The 16,250-nt window shown below is 49.6% G+C and carries 13 protein-coding genes and 1 pseudogene; 11 read left to right on the forward strand and 3 right to left on the reverse strand.

The window, feature by feature from the left end; translation table 11 throughout:
• Positions 1-50: 50 nt before the first annotated feature.
• The 6 genes from HMPREF0860_RS05175 (at position 51) to HMPREF0860_RS05195 (ending at position 6,559) form a co-directional block, all read left to right on the forward strand.
• Positions 51-710: an epoxyqueuosine reductase QueH gene (locus tag HMPREF0860_RS05175; RefSeq protein ID WP_021330918.1), complete on the forward strand. Its 660-nt coding sequence runs from the start codon at positions 51-53 to the stop codon at positions 708-710.
• A gap of 26 nt (positions 711-736) precedes the next feature.
• Complete coding sequence (locus tag HMPREF0860_RS05180) at positions 737-1,282, forward strand: methylated-DNA--[protein]-cysteine S-methyltransferase (RefSeq protein ID WP_021330911.1); 546 nt, start codon at positions 737-739, stop codon at positions 1,280-1,282.
• The gene (locus tag HMPREF0860_RS05185) at positions 1,279-2,349 is read left to right on the forward strand and encodes an endo alpha-1,4 polygalactosaminidase (protein ID WP_021330912.1); all 1,071 of its coding nucleotides are present in this window, start codon (positions 1,279-1,281) and stop codon (positions 2,347-2,349) included. Before HMPREF0860_RS05180 ends, HMPREF0860_RS05185 begins: the two co-directional genes overlap by 4 nt.
• Before the next feature lie 99 nt (positions 2,350-2,448).
• Positions 2,449-2,583, forward strand: a complete 135-nt coding sequence (locus HMPREF0860_RS13555) for a hypothetical protein (protein WP_231364417.1) — start codon at positions 2,449-2,451, stop codon at positions 2,581-2,583.
• 21 nt (positions 2,584-2,604) lie between these two features.
• Positions 2,605-3,561 carry an RluA family pseudouridine synthase gene (locus HMPREF0860_RS05190; protein WP_021330930.1) on the forward strand — a complete coding sequence of 319 codons (957 nt, stop codon included), beginning with the start codon at positions 2,605-2,607 and terminating at the stop codon, positions 3,559-3,561.
• Positions 3,542-6,559 (forward strand): peptidase MA, encoded by a 3,018-nt coding sequence (locus tag HMPREF0860_RS05195; protein ID WP_021330921.1) that lies wholly within the window; start codon positions 3,542-3,544, stop codon positions 6,557-6,559. Before HMPREF0860_RS05190 ends, HMPREF0860_RS05195 begins: the two co-directional genes overlap by 20 nt.
• Before the next feature lie 35 nt (positions 6,560-6,594).
• On the opposite strand, the gene HMPREF0860_RS05200 is transcribed toward HMPREF0860_RS05195, so the two are convergent.
• The 3 genes from HMPREF0860_RS05200 to HMPREF0860_RS05210 all read right to left on the reverse strand — a co-directional run bounded on the left by HMPREF0860_RS05200 (position 6,595) and on the right by HMPREF0860_RS05210 (position 8,983).
• Positions 6,595-7,008 carry an EamA family transporter gene (locus tag HMPREF0860_RS05200; RefSeq protein WP_021330923.1) on the reverse strand — a complete coding sequence of 138 codons (414 nt, stop codon included), beginning with the start codon at positions 7,006-7,008 and terminating at the stop codon, positions 6,595-6,597.
• A 98-nt stretch (positions 7,009-7,106) separates the two neighbouring features.
• Positions 7,107-8,471: an aminopeptidase gene (locus tag HMPREF0860_RS05205; protein WP_021330927.1), complete on the reverse strand. Its 1,365-nt coding sequence runs from the start codon at positions 8,469-8,471 to the stop codon at positions 7,107-7,109.
• A 50-nt stretch (positions 8,472-8,521) separates the two neighbouring features.
• Positions 8,522-8,983, reverse strand: coding sequence for a chemotaxis protein CheX (locus HMPREF0860_RS05210; protein ID WP_021330919.1), 462 nt, complete (start codon positions 8,981-8,983; stop codon positions 8,522-8,524).
• A 730-nt stretch (positions 8,984-9,713) separates the two neighbouring features.
• Here HMPREF0860_RS05210 and HMPREF0860_RS05220 point away from each other — a divergent pair.
• From HMPREF0860_RS05220 to HMPREF0860_RS05240, 5 genes and pseudogenes are all read left to right on the forward strand, one after another.
• Entirely contained in the window at positions 9,714-10,673 is a 960-nt protein-coding gene (locus tag HMPREF0860_RS05220; protein ID WP_021330906.1) for a formylglycine-generating enzyme family protein, read from the forward strand.
• Between the two features lie 282 nt (positions 10,674-10,955).
• Positions 10,956-11,807, forward strand: coding sequence for a DUF3737 family protein (locus HMPREF0860_RS05225; RefSeq protein ID WP_021330910.1), 852 nt, complete (start codon positions 10,956-10,958; stop codon positions 11,805-11,807).
• Between the two features lie 44 nt (positions 11,808-11,851).
• The gene (locus HMPREF0860_RS05230; RefSeq protein ID WP_231364413.1) at positions 11,852-13,060 is read left to right on the forward strand and encodes a MalY/PatB family protein; all 1,209 of its coding nucleotides are present in this window, start codon (positions 11,852-11,854) and stop codon (positions 13,058-13,060) included.
• Between the two features lie 322 nt (positions 13,061-13,382).
• Entirely contained in the window at positions 13,383-15,242 is a 1,860-nt protein-coding gene (locus HMPREF0860_RS05235; protein ID WP_021330920.1) for a PfkB family carbohydrate kinase, read from the forward strand.
• Positions 15,243-15,297: 55 nt separating this feature from the next.
• Positions 15,298-16,218: pseudogene (locus HMPREF0860_RS05240) on the forward strand (ribokinase).
• The last annotated feature ends 32 nt before the right edge of the window (positions 16,219-16,250 follow it).

Genomic DNA, 16,250 nt, shown 5'->3' on the forward strand with positions numbered 1-16,250 from the left:
AGCCGTATCGTATTGCGAGCGTCTATCGGCAAGTGCTATAATCTAAAACGATGAAGCGGAATTATCAATCGGAACTCGACGGCATCCTCGACCGCATCTCAGCGGAAGAAAGAGCGGGAGCGCCTGCAGCAAAGCCTTCGCTGCTCCTCCATGCGTGCTGCGCGCCGTGCTCATCTTATGTCATCGAATATCTCGCATCCTATTTCGACATTTCGATTTATTATTACAATCCGAATATCCATCCGCAAAAAGAATACGAGCGGCGCTTATACGAACTCGAAACTTTTTTACCGCAATTTCCGCCGGCGCTCGAAAACCGCGTTCGGCTCGTGCGCGCCGACTACGACGAGGGCGAATTCGAAGAAGCCGTCCGCGTAGCCGAAAATCCCGAACTCGCTTCCGAAGCCGAACGCGGGGAACGGTGCAGACGATGCTATGAACTGCGCATGAAGCGCGCATACGAATACGCACGCGCACACTCTTTCGATTGGTTTACGACGACGCTTTCGATCAGCCCGTTTAAAGACGCGGATAAAATCAATAGCATCGGTGCGATGCTCGAAGCATCCGGCGGTCCGCGTTTTCTCACAAGCGATTTTAAAAAGCGAAACGGTTTTAAACGCAGTCTCGAAATCAGCAAAGAATACGGCATGTATCGGCAGGACTATTGCGGCTGTAAGTATTCGCTCGAAAATACAAAGGCGCATTAAACGGGCGTGTCCCGGTAAGGAGTGTTATGATAATATATACGACGTCTTATTCGTCGCCGTTCGGCGATATGCTCTTGGCGCAAAAGGACGGAGCGCTCGTCGGACTGTGGTTCGAAGGGCAAAAATATTACGGCGCGGCGATTTCGGAGGCGGTGCCGAAAGACGACGATAAAACATCGGTCAAAGTAAAACGTTGGCTCGATCGATATTTTGCGGGACAAAAACCGGATGCGGCGGAACTCGCGCTCGCTCCGGCAGGAAGCGATTTTCGGCAGGAGGTGTGGGCCGTTCTCCGAAAGATTCCGTACGGTAAAACGATTTCCTACGGCGACATCGCCCGAACGCTTGCAAAACGCAAAGGGTTTGAACAGGTATCGGCGCGCGCGGTCGGAGGAGCGGTTGCGCATAATCCCGTTTCCGTAATCATTCCGTGTCACAGAGTCGTCGGATCGGACGGAAAGCTGACCGGATATGCCGGCGGTATCGATAAAAAAATAAAACTTCTTGAGCTGGAAGGTGTCAACATGGCGATGTTTAAAGATGTCCGGAACACTTCCAAGGGAGCAGTATGAAACAAAACGACAGAAGACGATGTACAATTTTAATAATTATTAATTTCATGTTTGCCGCGACCGCTTTTTGCAGCGACAATTCACTCTGTACCGCACACGATGTGCCGCCGCGTTACCGCGAAGAAATGCGCTCTTTTATTAAAAAAATATCCGCCTATGCAAAGGCGCAAAATCCGCACTTTGTCGTCATTCCGCAAAACGGGCAGACGGTCGCGTGGGACAGCGATGTCCCTACCGACGAAAACGGCGTGCCGCTTACGGAAGCCGATACGTCGTACATGGATGCGATCGACGGATGCGGCCGCGAAGATACGTTTTACGGCGAAAGGGGAGCGGGCAAAGCGACATCTTCGAGGGCGTCCGCATATTTTGTCGGTACGTGCAAAAAATTTTCGGAAAAAGGTAAGACCGTCTTTTCGATCGATTACTGTTCTTCCCGAGCCGCGATCGCCGACTCTTACGCGAAAAACGCCGCGGCGGGTTTTATCGGTTTTGCCGCGCCCGATAGAAATCTCGCTCTTATTCCGGAACAAAGCGGATACGGGCGAGAATATTATCCGTACCGCAAAAATCGAAACGACGTGACGAAACTTTCCGACGCGAAAAATTTTTTATTTTTGCTCGGCATGTCTTCAGGCGACGCGGACGGAAGTGCGCTCATCGAAAAAATACGGGCGACGGATTACGACGCCGTGATCATGGACGCCTTTGTAGACGGCGGCAATGTGCCGTTTTCCCGTGCGGCTGTCGAATCGATTAAGAAAAAAGCTTCCGGAGGAGCGCGCTTTGTCATCGCGTATATGAGTATCGGCGAAGCGGAAGACTATCGCTGGTATTGGGATGAGCGCTGGATACGCGGAAAAAAATTGACAAAAAATGCGCCCGCGTGGCTCGATAAATTGAATCCCGATTGGAAAGGAAATTACAAAGTGCAATACTGGAACGAAGATTGGCAAACTATCATCTGCGGCGGCAAGGATTCGTATATTCAAAAAATTATCGATGCGAGATTCGACGGCGTTTACCTCGACATCGTCGATGCATACGAATATTTCGAAGAGCGATAAACCGCATCTTACAAGGAGTTATCTACGGATATCGAAACCGAAAAGCGCATCGTCGCGCTCGAAACGAAACTTGCCTATCTCGAAGATTTTGTAAATCAGCTGCAGGGCGTTTCCGTCGTTCACACGAAATCGATCGACGGGATTACGGCGCAGTGCAAAGCGATGTCGGAAAAACTGCGCGAATTGGCCGATGCGGCGGAAGAGATTCCCAACCGCATGCCGCCGCATTATTGATGCTTATCGAAAGACAGCCGTATGGAAAAGCCGAGCACACAATACAAGCGCGAACATAAAATCGATTTCGGACGCGAGCGAATCGATATCCTCTATGAAGACGCGTACATCGTTGTCATACATAAACCGTCGGGCATGCTTTCCGTTCCGTATCCGGGCAGCAAAGCTCGGACGGCGCTCGACGTGCTCTGCCGCATCATGAGGAGCAAGGGTACGTATTCGCAGCGGCATCGTCCCTTCGTCGTACACCGCCTCGACCGCGACACGTCCGGCGTCATGCTCTTTGCGCTGAGCGAGCAGGTACAGCGCTCGCTTATGCGTTCTTGGAAAAAAGTCGTCAGTAAGCGGATATATCGCGCCGTTGCCGAAAATCCGAAGGGGCCTGCGCTTCCCGATTTCGGCGTCATCGACGCGCCTCTTGCCTACAACGCGTACAATATCGGCTTCGTTCCGAAAGCGGACGATAAGCCTTCCGACAAAGCGTACCGGATAAAACGATCCGATAAAAATAAAACGACTTACGTGAAGCATCTGGATTTTTCCGGCGGAAAGGCGAAGTTTAAAACGGTCGAAGCGCGTACCCGTTATCGCATCGTAGAGCGAGGCCAGACGCATACGCTTTTCGAGCTCGACCTCGATACCGGCAAAAAAAATCAAATACGCGCGCACCTCGCGTCGAAAGGCTGTCCGATTGCGGGAGATGAAACGCACCGCGCTCGTACCGATCCGTTTTGCCGCCTTGCGCTTCACGCGCGTACTATCGAATTCGTCCATCCCGCAACGCACAAAACCGTACGCTTCGAAGTTCCCGAACCCGAAACTTGGCTCGAATATGTCCGGCGCGGCGATGAAATACCTGAGCTTCCGGTATGGCGGAAAGAAAGAGAAATGCGCGGCAAGCCGGCTTTGCTGCGCGATTTTGCCGCTTCGCAAAACGGCGGCAAGAGCAGTATAGTGTATGAAAAAAATAATAATTAATTTTTTTATCGTCTCGATTTTCGTATCGCTTTCGCTCAGCGCCGCAGACGGTGTCATGTGGGGCGAAAAAGATATCCGCGTCGTAAAGACGCAGTGGTTCGATATCATCTATGCTCCGGATTCCGCCCGAAGCGCCGAACATCTTGCGCGTCATGCGGATGCGATATACGAAGACGTATGCGCGTATCTTGAAACCGAACAATGGAAGCGCTTTCCCGTCGTCATCGCTTCGGCGCAGGACGAATTCAACGCGTACTATTCGCCTGCGTGCTACGATACGATCGTCATGTACGATACGCCGGTGACGAAAAAGATCGCCGTCGCATCGGACGATTTTTTGTCGACGTTCCGACACGAGCTCACGCACGCCGTTTCGTACAATATGAAAAATGCGTTTTGGCGCGGAATCGGCGCGGTCTTCGGCGACGTCGTAAATCCTGCATACCTGTTTATCACGCGGTCACGGACCGAAGGCGTTGCCGTCGCATCGGAAAGTGCCGGCGGCGAAGGACGGTTGAACGACCCGTACAGCGCGCAGACGGTGCGGCAGGCAAAGATCGAAAGCGCTTTTCCGTCGCATGCCGATATCTACGGTTCGCGCGATATCTATCCGTACGATACGAATTATCATTTCGGTGCGGCGTTTGAAAACTGGATTCAAAAAACGTACGGTATGAAAAACTACGCGCGGTTTTTATATAAGTGCGTCAACTTTCAAACGATACACGCATCCGCCGCGTTCAAATCGGTGTACGGAATTTCCGTCAAAGAAGCGTGGAAACATTTTTACGATTCGATCGTCGTGCCCGCTTCCGCTGCGCAGTATCCCGACCCGCTCGTTAAAGGCGGATGCAAGGATTATTTTTCCGGCACCGATAAACGCTCGAAAGAAAACGCGCGCGCCTCACGATATGCGTCGCTCGTTTCGTGCAGCGCGGGATTCGGCTTTACCGACGACGCGGCCGGAAGTTTTTATTTTTCAAAATGGGATGCCGAACGAAGATGCTACGATCGCGTAAAAAAAATATGTACCGTCAAAAATCTGCGGCACACATCTCTTTCGACTGACGGCGAATATGCGGCCTTCAGCGTGATGAGCGAAAGGCATGCCGTTCCGAAAAGCGAAGTGCATATCGTTAATATGAAAAGCCGCTCGCGCTATACGATGAGCGAAACGGGACTGCGCGATGCAGCCGTTGTTTTATGGAACGGCGCATATTATCTCGCGGCAATAAAAACGAAGTCGCAGCAAAGCACGCTCACTGTCTACAAACTCGACAAAAGAGCAGACGGCAAAGTGCGCGGCGCTTCGCTTATCGCATCCCGTCCCCTCGCTCGGGGAGATGTCGCATTTACGCCGAAGGACGCAGGCGGCGGCGAAATCGTATACGTATGCAAAAGCGGTATGCACCGGTCGATTCGATTGTATTCGATTGCGGACGGTACGGAAAAGGTATACGATGCGCCGTACGATCGCATGGTTATCGGCGACGTCTCTCTTGCAAACTCGGCTAACGCTAAAAAAGTATTTACGTTTTCTTGGGCTGCCGAAGATACGATGCCGCGCTTCGGAAAATTAATAATTAATAATTCTGATGACGAACGAAGAGATTCCGCCGTAATGCTTTTACAGACGGACGATGTGTCAGGCGGTGTATATAATCCCGTCATGCTGCAAAACGGCAGTATCGCGTATACGGGGCATTTTTTTCGTGACAATCGCCTCTTGACTGCGGAAAACGACAGTATGGCAATGCGGAAAATCGAACTCGACGCAAAACGCGAAAGGGTTGAAAAGTCCGATACAGACAAAGCGCGATCGGCGGAAGCTGCCGACAATGTGCAAAGCGAAGAGCAGGCGGCCGGCAATCGAGACGCGCAAACGATTTTTGCCCGATCGAAAAAATATAACCCGCTCGATTATTATAAACGCGGCATCTTTTTGCCGGTCGGCATCGCATCGACATACGGACATAATGCGCGCGGCGATGTGACAAGTATGCTTTTGCCGTTGGGACTTACCTATGCGTCCAATAATCCGTGGTCGTCGAAAATTGCAATCGTGAGCGGCGGCTACAGTATTCTTTCAAACAGCGGAGCGATCGAAACGCGCTTCCAAAGCGGAACGGCGACTTCGCTTTTCAAATATTCGCTCAGCGATCAAATCGAATTCGACCGTCGCGGCTTTAAGCAGACGGCTCACACGGTGAATCTTTCATCGGCGATTCCCGTCGGCAGGATATCGCGCCTTACGTTCGGGAACGATGCACATATTTTTGCCGGCAGGCAAAGCCGCACGGAATTTCCGAAAGGCTTCACATCGCTTTTCGGCATCCTTGAAGATGACGATGCTTTACCGATGTTTATCGCAATTAATAAATTATCCGTCGGCTATTCGAATATTTATAAAACCGGTGCGGGTGTATATGAGAGAGCGGGCTTTGCCGCAGGCGCGTTATATATTGCCAAATACGAATCCGAGCCGGGAACGCCTTTTTCGCAGGATAAGGTATATCAGAACATTTCCGTCAACGCCGCTCTGCGTTTGCCGCGTCTTTTGCCGTATGTATGCCGTTATGATTATACGTATAATTTTCCGTTTGCGCTCGGCACACAGCTTTTTCCGAACAAATCGACTTTTATTAAAAATACCGCCGAAATCATCCTGTTTGCGGGCGAAGTGCAAAAAGCGATTCCGCTTTTCTACGTAAACCGCTGGGCACTGCGTGCATCGTATACCGGCCGCTTCGATTATACGGGCGGCACATCGTGGGATTTTTTTGATACGCCGCATCTTGTACGGAATCTTTTTTCGGGCGAAATGCGCTATTGCGATTCGGCCGTACTGTCCGCGTCGCTGACCTTTACACCGAACTTCGGTGCCGCAGCGACGCCGCTTTTGACATCGACCCTGCGCGCGGGTTTGCGTTATGTCATTCGTGAAACTAAAAAACAAAATTATTTTGCATTCGAATTCGGCTGGAATCTTGCTTATTAAATTATGCTGAACGCTCCCTTACGCATCCGCCGTTTTTACAACACCATGACGAGCGTACCTGCAGTGAGAAGGAACGCACCGACGATCGATTTTACCGAAACCTTTTCGTGTAGGAAAATAAAGGCGAGCGCGATCGTGATCACGACGCTCATTTTGTCGATGGGGACGACTTTCGAAGCTTCTCCCGTCTGCAGTGCGCGGTAATAGCAAAGCCACGATGCGCCGGTCGCAAGTCCCGACAAAATTAAAAAGATCCAGCTCTTTTTTGAAATCGCTGCGATGCCGCTTTGCTCGTGTGTGATGAAAACCATAAGCCACGCCATCGCGAGTACGACAAAAGTTCGAATAGCAGTGGCGAGATTCGAATTGACTCCTTCGATTCCGATTTTGGCGAGGATCGAAGTGAGCGCGGCGAACACTGCGGAACAGACGGCAAAGGGCAGCCACATACTATGCCTCCGTGTAACGGTATCGATTGAAAGGCGGATTTTCAAAGCAGCTTATATTCTGTTGCTCAAAAAATCCGCTTAGTTTTTTCAAGAGCGCTTTATTTTTCAAGCGATAAAAATATTTTATAGCAATTATATGCCGTGCAGATGTCTTCTTTGTTTGTCAATTCCCACGGCGCGTGCATGCTTAAAACCGCAACGCCTGCGTCGAGCACGTCCATGCCGTACTTTGCCGCAAGGTAGGCGATCGTACCGCCGCCGCCTTGATCGACTTTTCCGAGCTCGGCCATTTGAAACGGGATATCGTTCTTTTCCATAAGTGCGCGCACCTTTGCGATGAATTCGGGATTCGCGTCGCTTGCGGAATATTTGCCGCGGCTTCCGGTGTATTTATTAAAGACGATTCCGCCGCCGAGAAACGATGAATTATCTTTGTCGTAGAGATTACCGTTCATCGGATCGAAGGCGGCGTTGACATCGCTTGAAAGCATCGCCGAATGTGCGAGGCAGCGTCTGAGCGTCAGATCGCTGTAGCCGCCGCTCATACGCGAAACGATTTCGGCGACCGCATTTTCGAGCAAGTGCGAACCCATGCCCGTAGCTCCTACGCTTCCGATCTCTTCTTTATCGACGCAGAGGCAGCAGTTCGTACGCGCTTTAGCCGAGCTGTCGAAAAGCGCCTGCACCGATGTAAATGCGCACGCGCGGTCGTCCTGTCCGTAGGCGAGGATGAGTGACCGGTCGATGCCGCAATCGCGCGATAAGCCTGCCGGAACGATTTCAAGTTCGGCGGATGCAAAGTCGTCTTCGTCGATATTATATTTCGATTTTAATAATTTTAAAACGGCTTTTTTATATTTTTCTTTATTCTTCGAAGATTTTTCATCGCTTTGTTCTTTTTGTTTGTCTTTTTTTTGCGGAATGCCGGAACTCAAAATGAGGTCGAGATTTTCGCCGGGGATAAAATCCGACGCTTTTTCTTTCATCTGCTCCTGTGCGAGGTGCGGCAGAATATCCGATACGCAAAACACCGGATCCTTCGCAGCTTCGCCGATCGTTACGTGAATGACGCTGCCGTCGGTTTTGCATACGACGCCGTGAATCGCAAGCGGCAGCGTTACCCATTGATATTTTTTAATGCCGCCGTAGTAGTGCGTATTCAAATACACGATGCAGTCTTTTTCATAGACGGGATTTTGCTTTACGTCGAGACGCGGTGAATCGATATGCGCGCCGAGGATGTTCATGCCGTCTTCAAGGCTCGCCGTTCCGATGTCGAACAGGGCGACGGTTTTATTCATCTTTTGCACGTAAACTTTATCGCCCGCTTTCAGCGTCGTATATTTCGCAATGTCTTTATAACCGTGCTGTTCTGCCGCTGCGATGATTTGTGCGGCACATTCGCGTTCGGTTTTTCCACCGTCCAAAAATTTTTTGTAAGCGTTGATAAATTTTTCGTCCATATATGCTCCTCATTATAATTATATGCGTACTTATAAAAACCTGATCGATATTATTTAAAACATACGTCGACTTCAAACGGTCCGTATTGCGTCGCAAACGGGATGCCGATAATCGGATAATTTTTCGGCCATGAAAGCGTGTGATCTTTCCCCGCTACAACGACGGGTGGCGACACTTGTATATCCCGGTTTTTGATTTCCGAAATCGCGTTCCCGGCGATGATATTCGTAAACTCGCTTACGAGCTGTTTTGCGAGCTCTTCCCGCTCCGATTCTATGACGATCTCTATACCCGAACGCTCGAGCATTTTGTCTGCAAGGATTTTATGCAGACGAAACGCGACGACGCCGTTGCAATCGCCCGTGAGGCCGAGCAGCCCGGAAATTTCCCACGCATGGCCGGCATTCGGGTCGAGCAGGTACGGATCTTTATGCTGCGGCGGCATATCGAACATATTTTTAAATGCATTTTCACACGATATTAAAAACGGATTAATAATTTTTACGTCCATTTGAAATTCAGTATATCGCAATGTGAAATTTGGGGCAAGGCGCGCGGAAAGTATGCGGCGGAAAATGTGCAGTTGTTCCGATTTATGATAATATTCCGCTTGTCAATTCCCGTCCTATGCGGTATACTGAAGTTATGAGAGAGTACCGAACATATCTTTCCGCCGTTTCCCGCGTATGTACGCGCGCCCGTCTACAAAAACTTTGCGGCAGGTCTCGCAGCAGGGTGCTTGACATGACTACGCGGGTCGTGCAAAATTCTCCGCTTCTCCGCTTCTCCGCTTCTCCGCTTCTCCGCTTCTCCGCTGAGGACTGATTTCGCTCATCCGCCGCACACTAGTCCGTTCATAAGGAACATACAATATAAACCCGCACAAAAGCGCACGAAGGACGTATTGTTGTCCCCCGTGCGTTTTTTATTTTCTCGTTCGAAAGAATGTACGATAAAAAGCACCGTCTGCAAAACTTTTTGTATGGAGGAAAAACACAGGTTAAACCGATTTTTCCATTGCAATATTTGGAAACCGAATGAACGGTTCCACATACACACTTGCCTGCCTTTACCCGCCGGGTTCTTAGGGCAGAGTCCTAAGCAGTGCGAGGAAGAAGGATGGGGTCATAGGGGCAGGAAGAAACCGCTGCCCTGAACGGGGGTGTCGTCCTGCCCCTATAAAAACGGGGTCTAAGGGGACATTTCTCTTAAAAAGCATTTTATTATAGAGGAGGTGTTTTATGAAACACAGCAATGTAAAGGCACATGCCTTTAAGGGAGGGGCGGCACTCGCCATAGCCGCACTTTTATTCGCCGGTATGGCAATAAGCTGTTCCAGCTCGGACGGCGCTCCTGCCGACAGCTATGACCCTGCGACCGGTAAGGGTATCGTAGGCGGCGTAAGCTTTACGATGAAAAGCATCGCTGCGGTAACGGGCGGGAACGTGGGGCACGCCGACGAAGGCATGAACCAAGTGCACACGGTAAGCTTGACCGCTTACCGGATCGGAGAGACGGAAGTAACGCAGGAACTGTGGCAGGCGGTGATGGGCAATAATCCGAGCAATTTTAAAGATAATATTGAAAGCGGCGAAGTACAGGGAAAGCGTCCGGTAGAAAATATCAACTGGTATCAAGCGATAGCGTTTTGCAATAAGTTGAGTTTAAAGCTCGGACTTACGCCGTGCTATACGGTAACGGTTGCAGGGAATCCGGTAAATTTTGAAACGCTTGCATTCAGCGCTATACCTACATCGGACAGTGCGGACTGGAACAATACCGTATTGGATATGAGCAAAACAGGCTTCCGCCTGCCCACCGAAGCCGAATGGGAATGGGCTGCCAAAGGCGGTACGGATGACAAATGGGCGGGAACGAATGAGCAAACGCAGCTTGTAAATTATGCGTGGTACAATGCTAACAGCAACAAAACGCATGAAGTAAAGAAAAAGACTGCAAACGGCTACGGGTTCTACGACATGAGCGGCAACGTAGCAGAATGGTGCTGGGACTGGTTCAGCACCACTACGCCTGCAGGCGGGCAGACTGACCCGACAGGCGCCGCTTCCGGTACTTTCCGCATCAAGCGCGGGGGCTATTATAATGATACCCCTGCTAACACGACTCGTGCCGTTCGGGGCGCCGATAAGCCCGAAAACTCACGCGGCACCCTCGGCTTGCGGCTGGCTTCGCGCCCGTAAAAATGTTTGAAAACGGCTCAAAACCCGCTTGCGGATTTTGGACGTCTAACTGACCGCCTTCAAGCCGGAAAAACTTCGGTTTGAGGGCGGTTTTTTGTGAGCAAGAGTTTCCTTACAAAACTGCGGAAAGTTCGGTATAATGTTTAAAAATTGTGTAAGAGCGCACAATTTTTAATTCGAGTTTGCATAAGTGCCGTCGCTGTGAAAACCGATTTCCGTGTCCGTTTGCACTTTCGTTGGTATTTCATTATATTTTATACGTAAGCGCACAAGGATTACGGTATGAAAGAAATTAAGCAGGAATTTTTGACGGGTGAACGTGCACTGTTCCAAGCACACGATATGAAAATCGTCGACACGATTTTTGCAGACGGCGAATCGCCGCTGAAGCACGCATCGGATGTCGAACTTGACGGCTGTATGTTCAAATGGAAATACCCGCTGTGGTACGGTAAAAACGTTAAGGCGAAAAACTGTACGTGGTTTGAAATGGGGCGCGCGGGCGTATGGTACACGGATAACATCACGGTCGAAGACTGCGTCATCGAAGCGCCGAAAAATTTCCGCCGATGCCGAAACGTGCGTCTTGTAAATGTCGACATGCCGAACGCTGCCGAAACGTTTTGGTCGTGCGACGGTGTCGTTTTCGAAAATGTCAGAGCTAGAGGCGACTATTTTGCGATGAACAGTCGAAACATGAAAATCGACAAGCTTATTATTGACGGGAACTATCCTTTCGACGGCGCACAAAATATCGAAATCGACAATTCAAAACTCATTTCAAAAGACGCGTTATGGAATGCCGAAAACATCGTCGTCCGCAACTCCTTTATTTCGGGCGAGTACCTCGGCTGGAATTCGAAAAATCTGACGTTCGAAAACTGCACGATCGAAAGCTTGCAGGGCATGTGTTACATCGACAACCTCGTCATGAAAAACTGTAAGCTCATCAATACGACGCTCGCTTTCGAATACTCGTCCGTCAACGCCGACATAACGAATGTGATCGACAGCGTGTTTAATCCTTCAAGCGGTACGATACGCGCCGAACGCATCGCAAAGCTCATTGTCGAAAAAGAGCAAGTCGATCCGGCAAAAACGAAAATCGTGTGCAAAGATGTGGAAGAAAATTAATATCGGATTGTTATAAAATTAATAAAACGCATATAGTTGCGCGTGTGCAAACATATATGTTTACGGAGGCGACGGAAATGGCAAAATACGATTTCGATACGATCATCGATCGGAGACATACGGCGTCGTATAAATGGGACGTAAAAGACGGCGAGCTTCCGATGTGGGTCGCCGATATGGATTTTAAAGCCGCTCCTGAAATAATCGATGCGATTTCCGAACGCATAAAGCACGGCGTTTTCGGCTATCCGGTCATCGAAGACGATTGGTATGACGCCCTTATCGGCTGGTGGAAAGCGCGGCACGACTTTCCGATTGAAAAAGAATGGCTTTCGTTTTGTACAGGCGTCGTACCGGCGCTTTCGAGCGCCGTTCGAAAATTTACGACACCCGCCGAATACGTCGTTGTTTTGACGCCGGTATACAATGTGTTTTTCAACTCCATCGTCAATAACGGAAGACGTATTCTCGAAAGCCCGCTCGCATACAAAGACGGCGCGTATGAAATCGACTTTGCCGATTTTGAAAAAAAGCTTTCTGATCCACAGACGTCACTTTTTATTTTGTGCAATCCGCACAATCCTGTCGGAAAAATTTGGGGCGTCGAAACGCTTGGGCGTATCGGAGAGCTCTGCGCAAAGCACGGCGTTACCGTCATAAGCGACGAAATCCACTGCGATCTCACCGATCCCGGGAAAAACTACGTTCCGTTCGCATCGGTTTCTGAAACTTGTGCGATGAACGGCGTTACGTGCATCGCACCGTCGAAAACGTTCAATATTGCAGGCTTGCACACGGCAGCGGTATTTTCAAAAAATCCCAAACTTCACGCAAAGATCGACCGTGCGCTCAACACCGACGAAGTCGCTGAACCGAATGTATTTGCGTGCATCGCGGCTGCGGCGGCTTTTACAAAAGGAGGTGCGTGGCTCGACGAACTTCGCGCGTACATTTTCGAAAATAAAAAAACGGTGCGCGAATTTATTAAAAAGGAAATTCCCGAAATCTTTGCAGTTCCGTCGGACGCGACCTACCTTTTATGGCTCGACTGTTCGAAAATCACCGAAGACTCAAAAGAGCTTGCCGCATTTATCAGAAGCGAAACGGGACTCTATCTTACGGCAGGTTCGGTGTACGGCGGAAACGGAAATAAATTCCTCCGCATGAACGTCGCCTGTCCGAACGCGACGGTCGACGACGGCCTTGCGCGTCTGAAAGCGGGTGTTCGCGCGTATTGCAGCAAAAGACGGTAAAGGCATATTATTAAAAAATCATTCCGCCGTTTCGGCAGACGTACATATACCTATAAAATCAAGATCTGTTCGCTAAAGATAGCAATTGTCAGAGCTTTGTGGTATACTTATTAGTGTCTGTAATTCTTTATGCGATATGGCTTTGTATCGTAACGCAGCTATTATGTGACAAGGATTATTATGACGAAAATATCATACAATAGCGCTTTATATAGTGCCGGTTTAAATGACGCTGCGGTATTTTGCCGTATACGTACGGGCATCGTAATTGCCGTTTCGTATAACCTCGTTCAATCCCCGATTTCGGCGAAAGGGATTTTCTTTGACGATTAACGATATCGCAGGACTTGCAGGCGTTTCCGTTTCGACCGTTTCAAAAATTATTAACGGTAAAGACGCGGGTATCAAAAACGAAACACGCGAGCGGGTGCTTAAAATCGTTAAAGACTACCGCTATAAACCTTACGATTTTATTAAAAAAAATACCGGTGCGAAAAATTTTTTGCTGGGTCTTTTGTTGTCCGGTACAAAAAAACGCGATTCGTTTCAACGCGGGTTTTTACACGAAGCGGAAAAACGAGGGTACCAAGTACAGGTATGCCTCGCATCTTCAGCGGAAAGCGAACTGAAACATATTGCGGCGCTGTGTAAAAATCGGGCGGATGCGATTTTACGGGAACGGATCGCCGGTGATGATGTCGAAGCGCTTTCTTTGCTGCATAAAAGCGGCATTTCTTGTGTGCTGTTGGGTGAAGGAGATTCGGAAGACAGTATTTCCTACGATTATAAAAAAGCGGGATATGACGCCGCAAAAATAGTAATAACATCGGGACATACGAAAATACATTGTTTGTATGATCCGACCGACGAACGCCAATGTGCGATGCGCAGCGGAGTGGAGCGATGTCTGTTCGACAACCATTGCCTTTCCGATGAATACGGCTGCTTGCAGGAAGCGCTGACGCTGCACGGCTGTTCGGCGCTCATTTGCTGTACTTGGGATACGGCGCTGGCGGCATACGAATATGCGGCGCTGCATAAATTCCGTATACCGCATGATGTGTCCGTATTATGTATCGACGATGCGGAAAATATCAAATCGTTTCCCTCGTTATCCGCACTTCCGCTTCCGTTGTTCGATTTCGGAGCATTTGCGTGCGATTATATGATTAATAAAATCGAAAAGAAAAAGAACGTCGTTTCGGTATACGCAGGGAGCTATAGTTGTAAGGGCGGCGGTAGTATCGATTTGCCTTTTCCGTTGCGGAAAAAACGTATCATCGTTGCGGGCAGCATCAATACCGATATATTGCTCGCCGTAAAGAATTATCCGCAGACGGGAGAAAGCATTTCCGCAGACAATGTTTCGATACTTCCGGGAGGAAAGGGAATAAACCAAGCGGTCGGCGCAGCGAAACTCGGCGCAAAGGTATCGCTGATTGGAAAAGTGGGAAGGGATTTCGACGGCGATATGATTTTGAATGTGCTGTATGAAAACGGTGTCGATACGTCCGCCGTGGAAATCGACGGGGAAAAGCCTACGGGCAAAGCGTATATTCACGTTCAAGAAGACGGAGAGAGCGGGATTGTTTTATACGGAGGAGCGAACGAATCGGTTTCGGCGGAAACGGTGTACCGTAACGAGAGCCTTTTTACGGATGCGGCCTTTTGTCTTTTGCAAACCGAAATTCCGACGGATGCCGTGCAAGCCGCTGTCCGCGTTGCGCATAAAAACAACGTTGCGATTATGTTAAAACCTTCCGCCGCAAAAACAATCGATGATGCACTTTTGCGGGATTTGGATTATTTTATTCCCAACCGCAAAGAATTGTATCGGCTTTGTCCGGCCGGCAATTCATTGGAAGAAAAGGCCGACCTGTTTTTGGAAAAGGGCGTTAAAACGGTTATCGTAACGCTCGGCAGCGGCGGCTGCTACGTACGGACGCGGGAAGTTGAACGGTACTTTCCCGCAGCAGGTTCTTTCGACCCCGTCGATACGACAGGTGCCGCCGATGCATTTATTTCGGCATTGGCGGTATTTTTATCGGAAAATAAAAGCCTTGCGGATGCCTTACAATATGCCGCCTATGCGGCAGGTTTTTCAACAACTCGTGTGGGCGTGGTTCCTTCGCTCGTCGATCGGGCAACGCTGGAACATTTTATAACATGCAAAAAACCGTAACGGCGTATTACATGATTAAATGTGTTTTTTATTTACATGGTTTTCGGAGGATTATATGAAAATAGTCAATTTCGGTTCGTTGAACATCGATTATGTCTATACGGTGCCGCATTTCGTGCGTCCGGGAGAAACGCTTGCGGCCGTGCGGCGCGACATATTTCCCGGCGGCAAAGGATTGAATCAGACGACGGCGCTTACCCGCGCGCTCGGCAAAACGTCCGGTATTGAAATCTGCATTGCAGGCGGGATCGGTAAAAACGACGGCGCGATTTTAAAACAGGCCATCATCGATATGAACGTCGATAAGGCATTGCTCGGAGAATATGATGCGCCGTCGGGACACACATTTATACAAGTGGATGCGTCGGGGCAAAACAGCATCGTCTATTACGCCGGAACGAACAAAATGCAGACAAAAGATTTCATCGACGGCGTGCTCTCTCATTTTTCAAAAGGCGATTTTATTATCATCCAAAACGAAATCAATATGCTCGATTACATCATCGAAAAAGCGCACTAGCGCGGACTCGTAATTTTTTTCAATCCGTCGCCGTTCGAAAAAAGCATTCTCGATCTGCCGCTGCACTATGTCGATTGTTTTCTCGTAAACGAAGTGGAAGCCGCCGATATCGCGGAAACGCCTCTCGGAGACGGCGATGAACTCCTTCGCGCCGTGACACAAAAATTCAGCAGCGCGTCGGTCGTGCTGACGCTCGGAAAACACGGCGTCGCTTACAAAGATGCGAGCGGCACGTACCGCCACGGAGTTTACGACGTGGACGTCGTCGACACGACGGCGGCGGGAGATACTTTTACCGGCTATTTTATCGTGTGCCGCGCGCTCGGCATGCCCGTCGAAAAAGCGCTCGAATACGCATCGAAAGCGTCGTCCATTGCGGTGTCGCGAAAAGGCGCATCCCCGTCGATTCCGACATTCGACGAAGTTGAGCGCTGTACGCTCGCGCTGAAAAAGTGATCGTTTTCCAAGCATCCGACCGGGTTTTAGAA

The organism is Treponema socranskii subsp. socranskii VPI DR56BR1116 = ATCC 35536, assembly GCF_000468115.1.
GTDB lineage: Bacteria > Spirochaetota > Spirochaetia > Treponematales > Treponemataceae > Treponema_D > Treponema_D socranskii.

Bases quoted from the DNA above. Each gene is read 5' to 3' on its own strand.
- HMPREF0860_RS05175 (WP_021330918.1), top strand. From the start codon at position 51: ATGAAGCGGAATTATCAATCGGAACTCGACGGCATCCTCGACCGCATC.
- HMPREF0860_RS05180 (WP_021330911.1), top strand. From the start codon at position 737: ATGATAATATATACGACGTCTTATTCGTCGCCGTTCGGCGATATGCTC.
- HMPREF0860_RS05185 (WP_021330912.1), top strand. From the start codon at position 1,279: ATGAAACAAAACGACAGAAGACGATGTACAATTTTAATAATTATTAAT.
- HMPREF0860_RS05190 (WP_021330930.1), top strand. From the start codon at position 2,605: ATGGAAAAGCCGAGCACACAATACAAGCGCGAACATAAAATCGATTTC.
- HMPREF0860_RS05195 (WP_021330921.1), top strand. From the start codon at position 3,542: ATGAAAAAAATAATAATTAATTTTTTTATCGTCTCGATTTTCGTATCG.
- HMPREF0860_RS05200 (WP_021330923.1), bottom strand. From the start codon at position 7,008: ATGTGGCTGCCCTTTGCCGTCTGTTCCGCAGTGTTCGCCGCGCTCACT.
- HMPREF0860_RS05205 (WP_021330927.1), bottom strand. From the start codon at position 8,471: ATGGACGAAAAATTTATCAACGCTTACAAAAAATTTTTGGACGGTGGA.
- HMPREF0860_RS05210 (WP_021330919.1), bottom strand. From the start codon at position 8,983: ATGGACGTAAAAATTATTAATCCGTTTTTAATATCGTGTGAAAATGCA.
- HMPREF0860_RS05220 (WP_021330906.1), top strand. From the start codon at position 9,714: ATGAAACACAGCAATGTAAAGGCACATGCCTTTAAGGGAGGGGCGGCA.
- HMPREF0860_RS05225 (WP_021330910.1), top strand. From the start codon at position 10,956: ATGAAAGAAATTAAGCAGGAATTTTTGACGGGTGAACGTGCACTGTTC.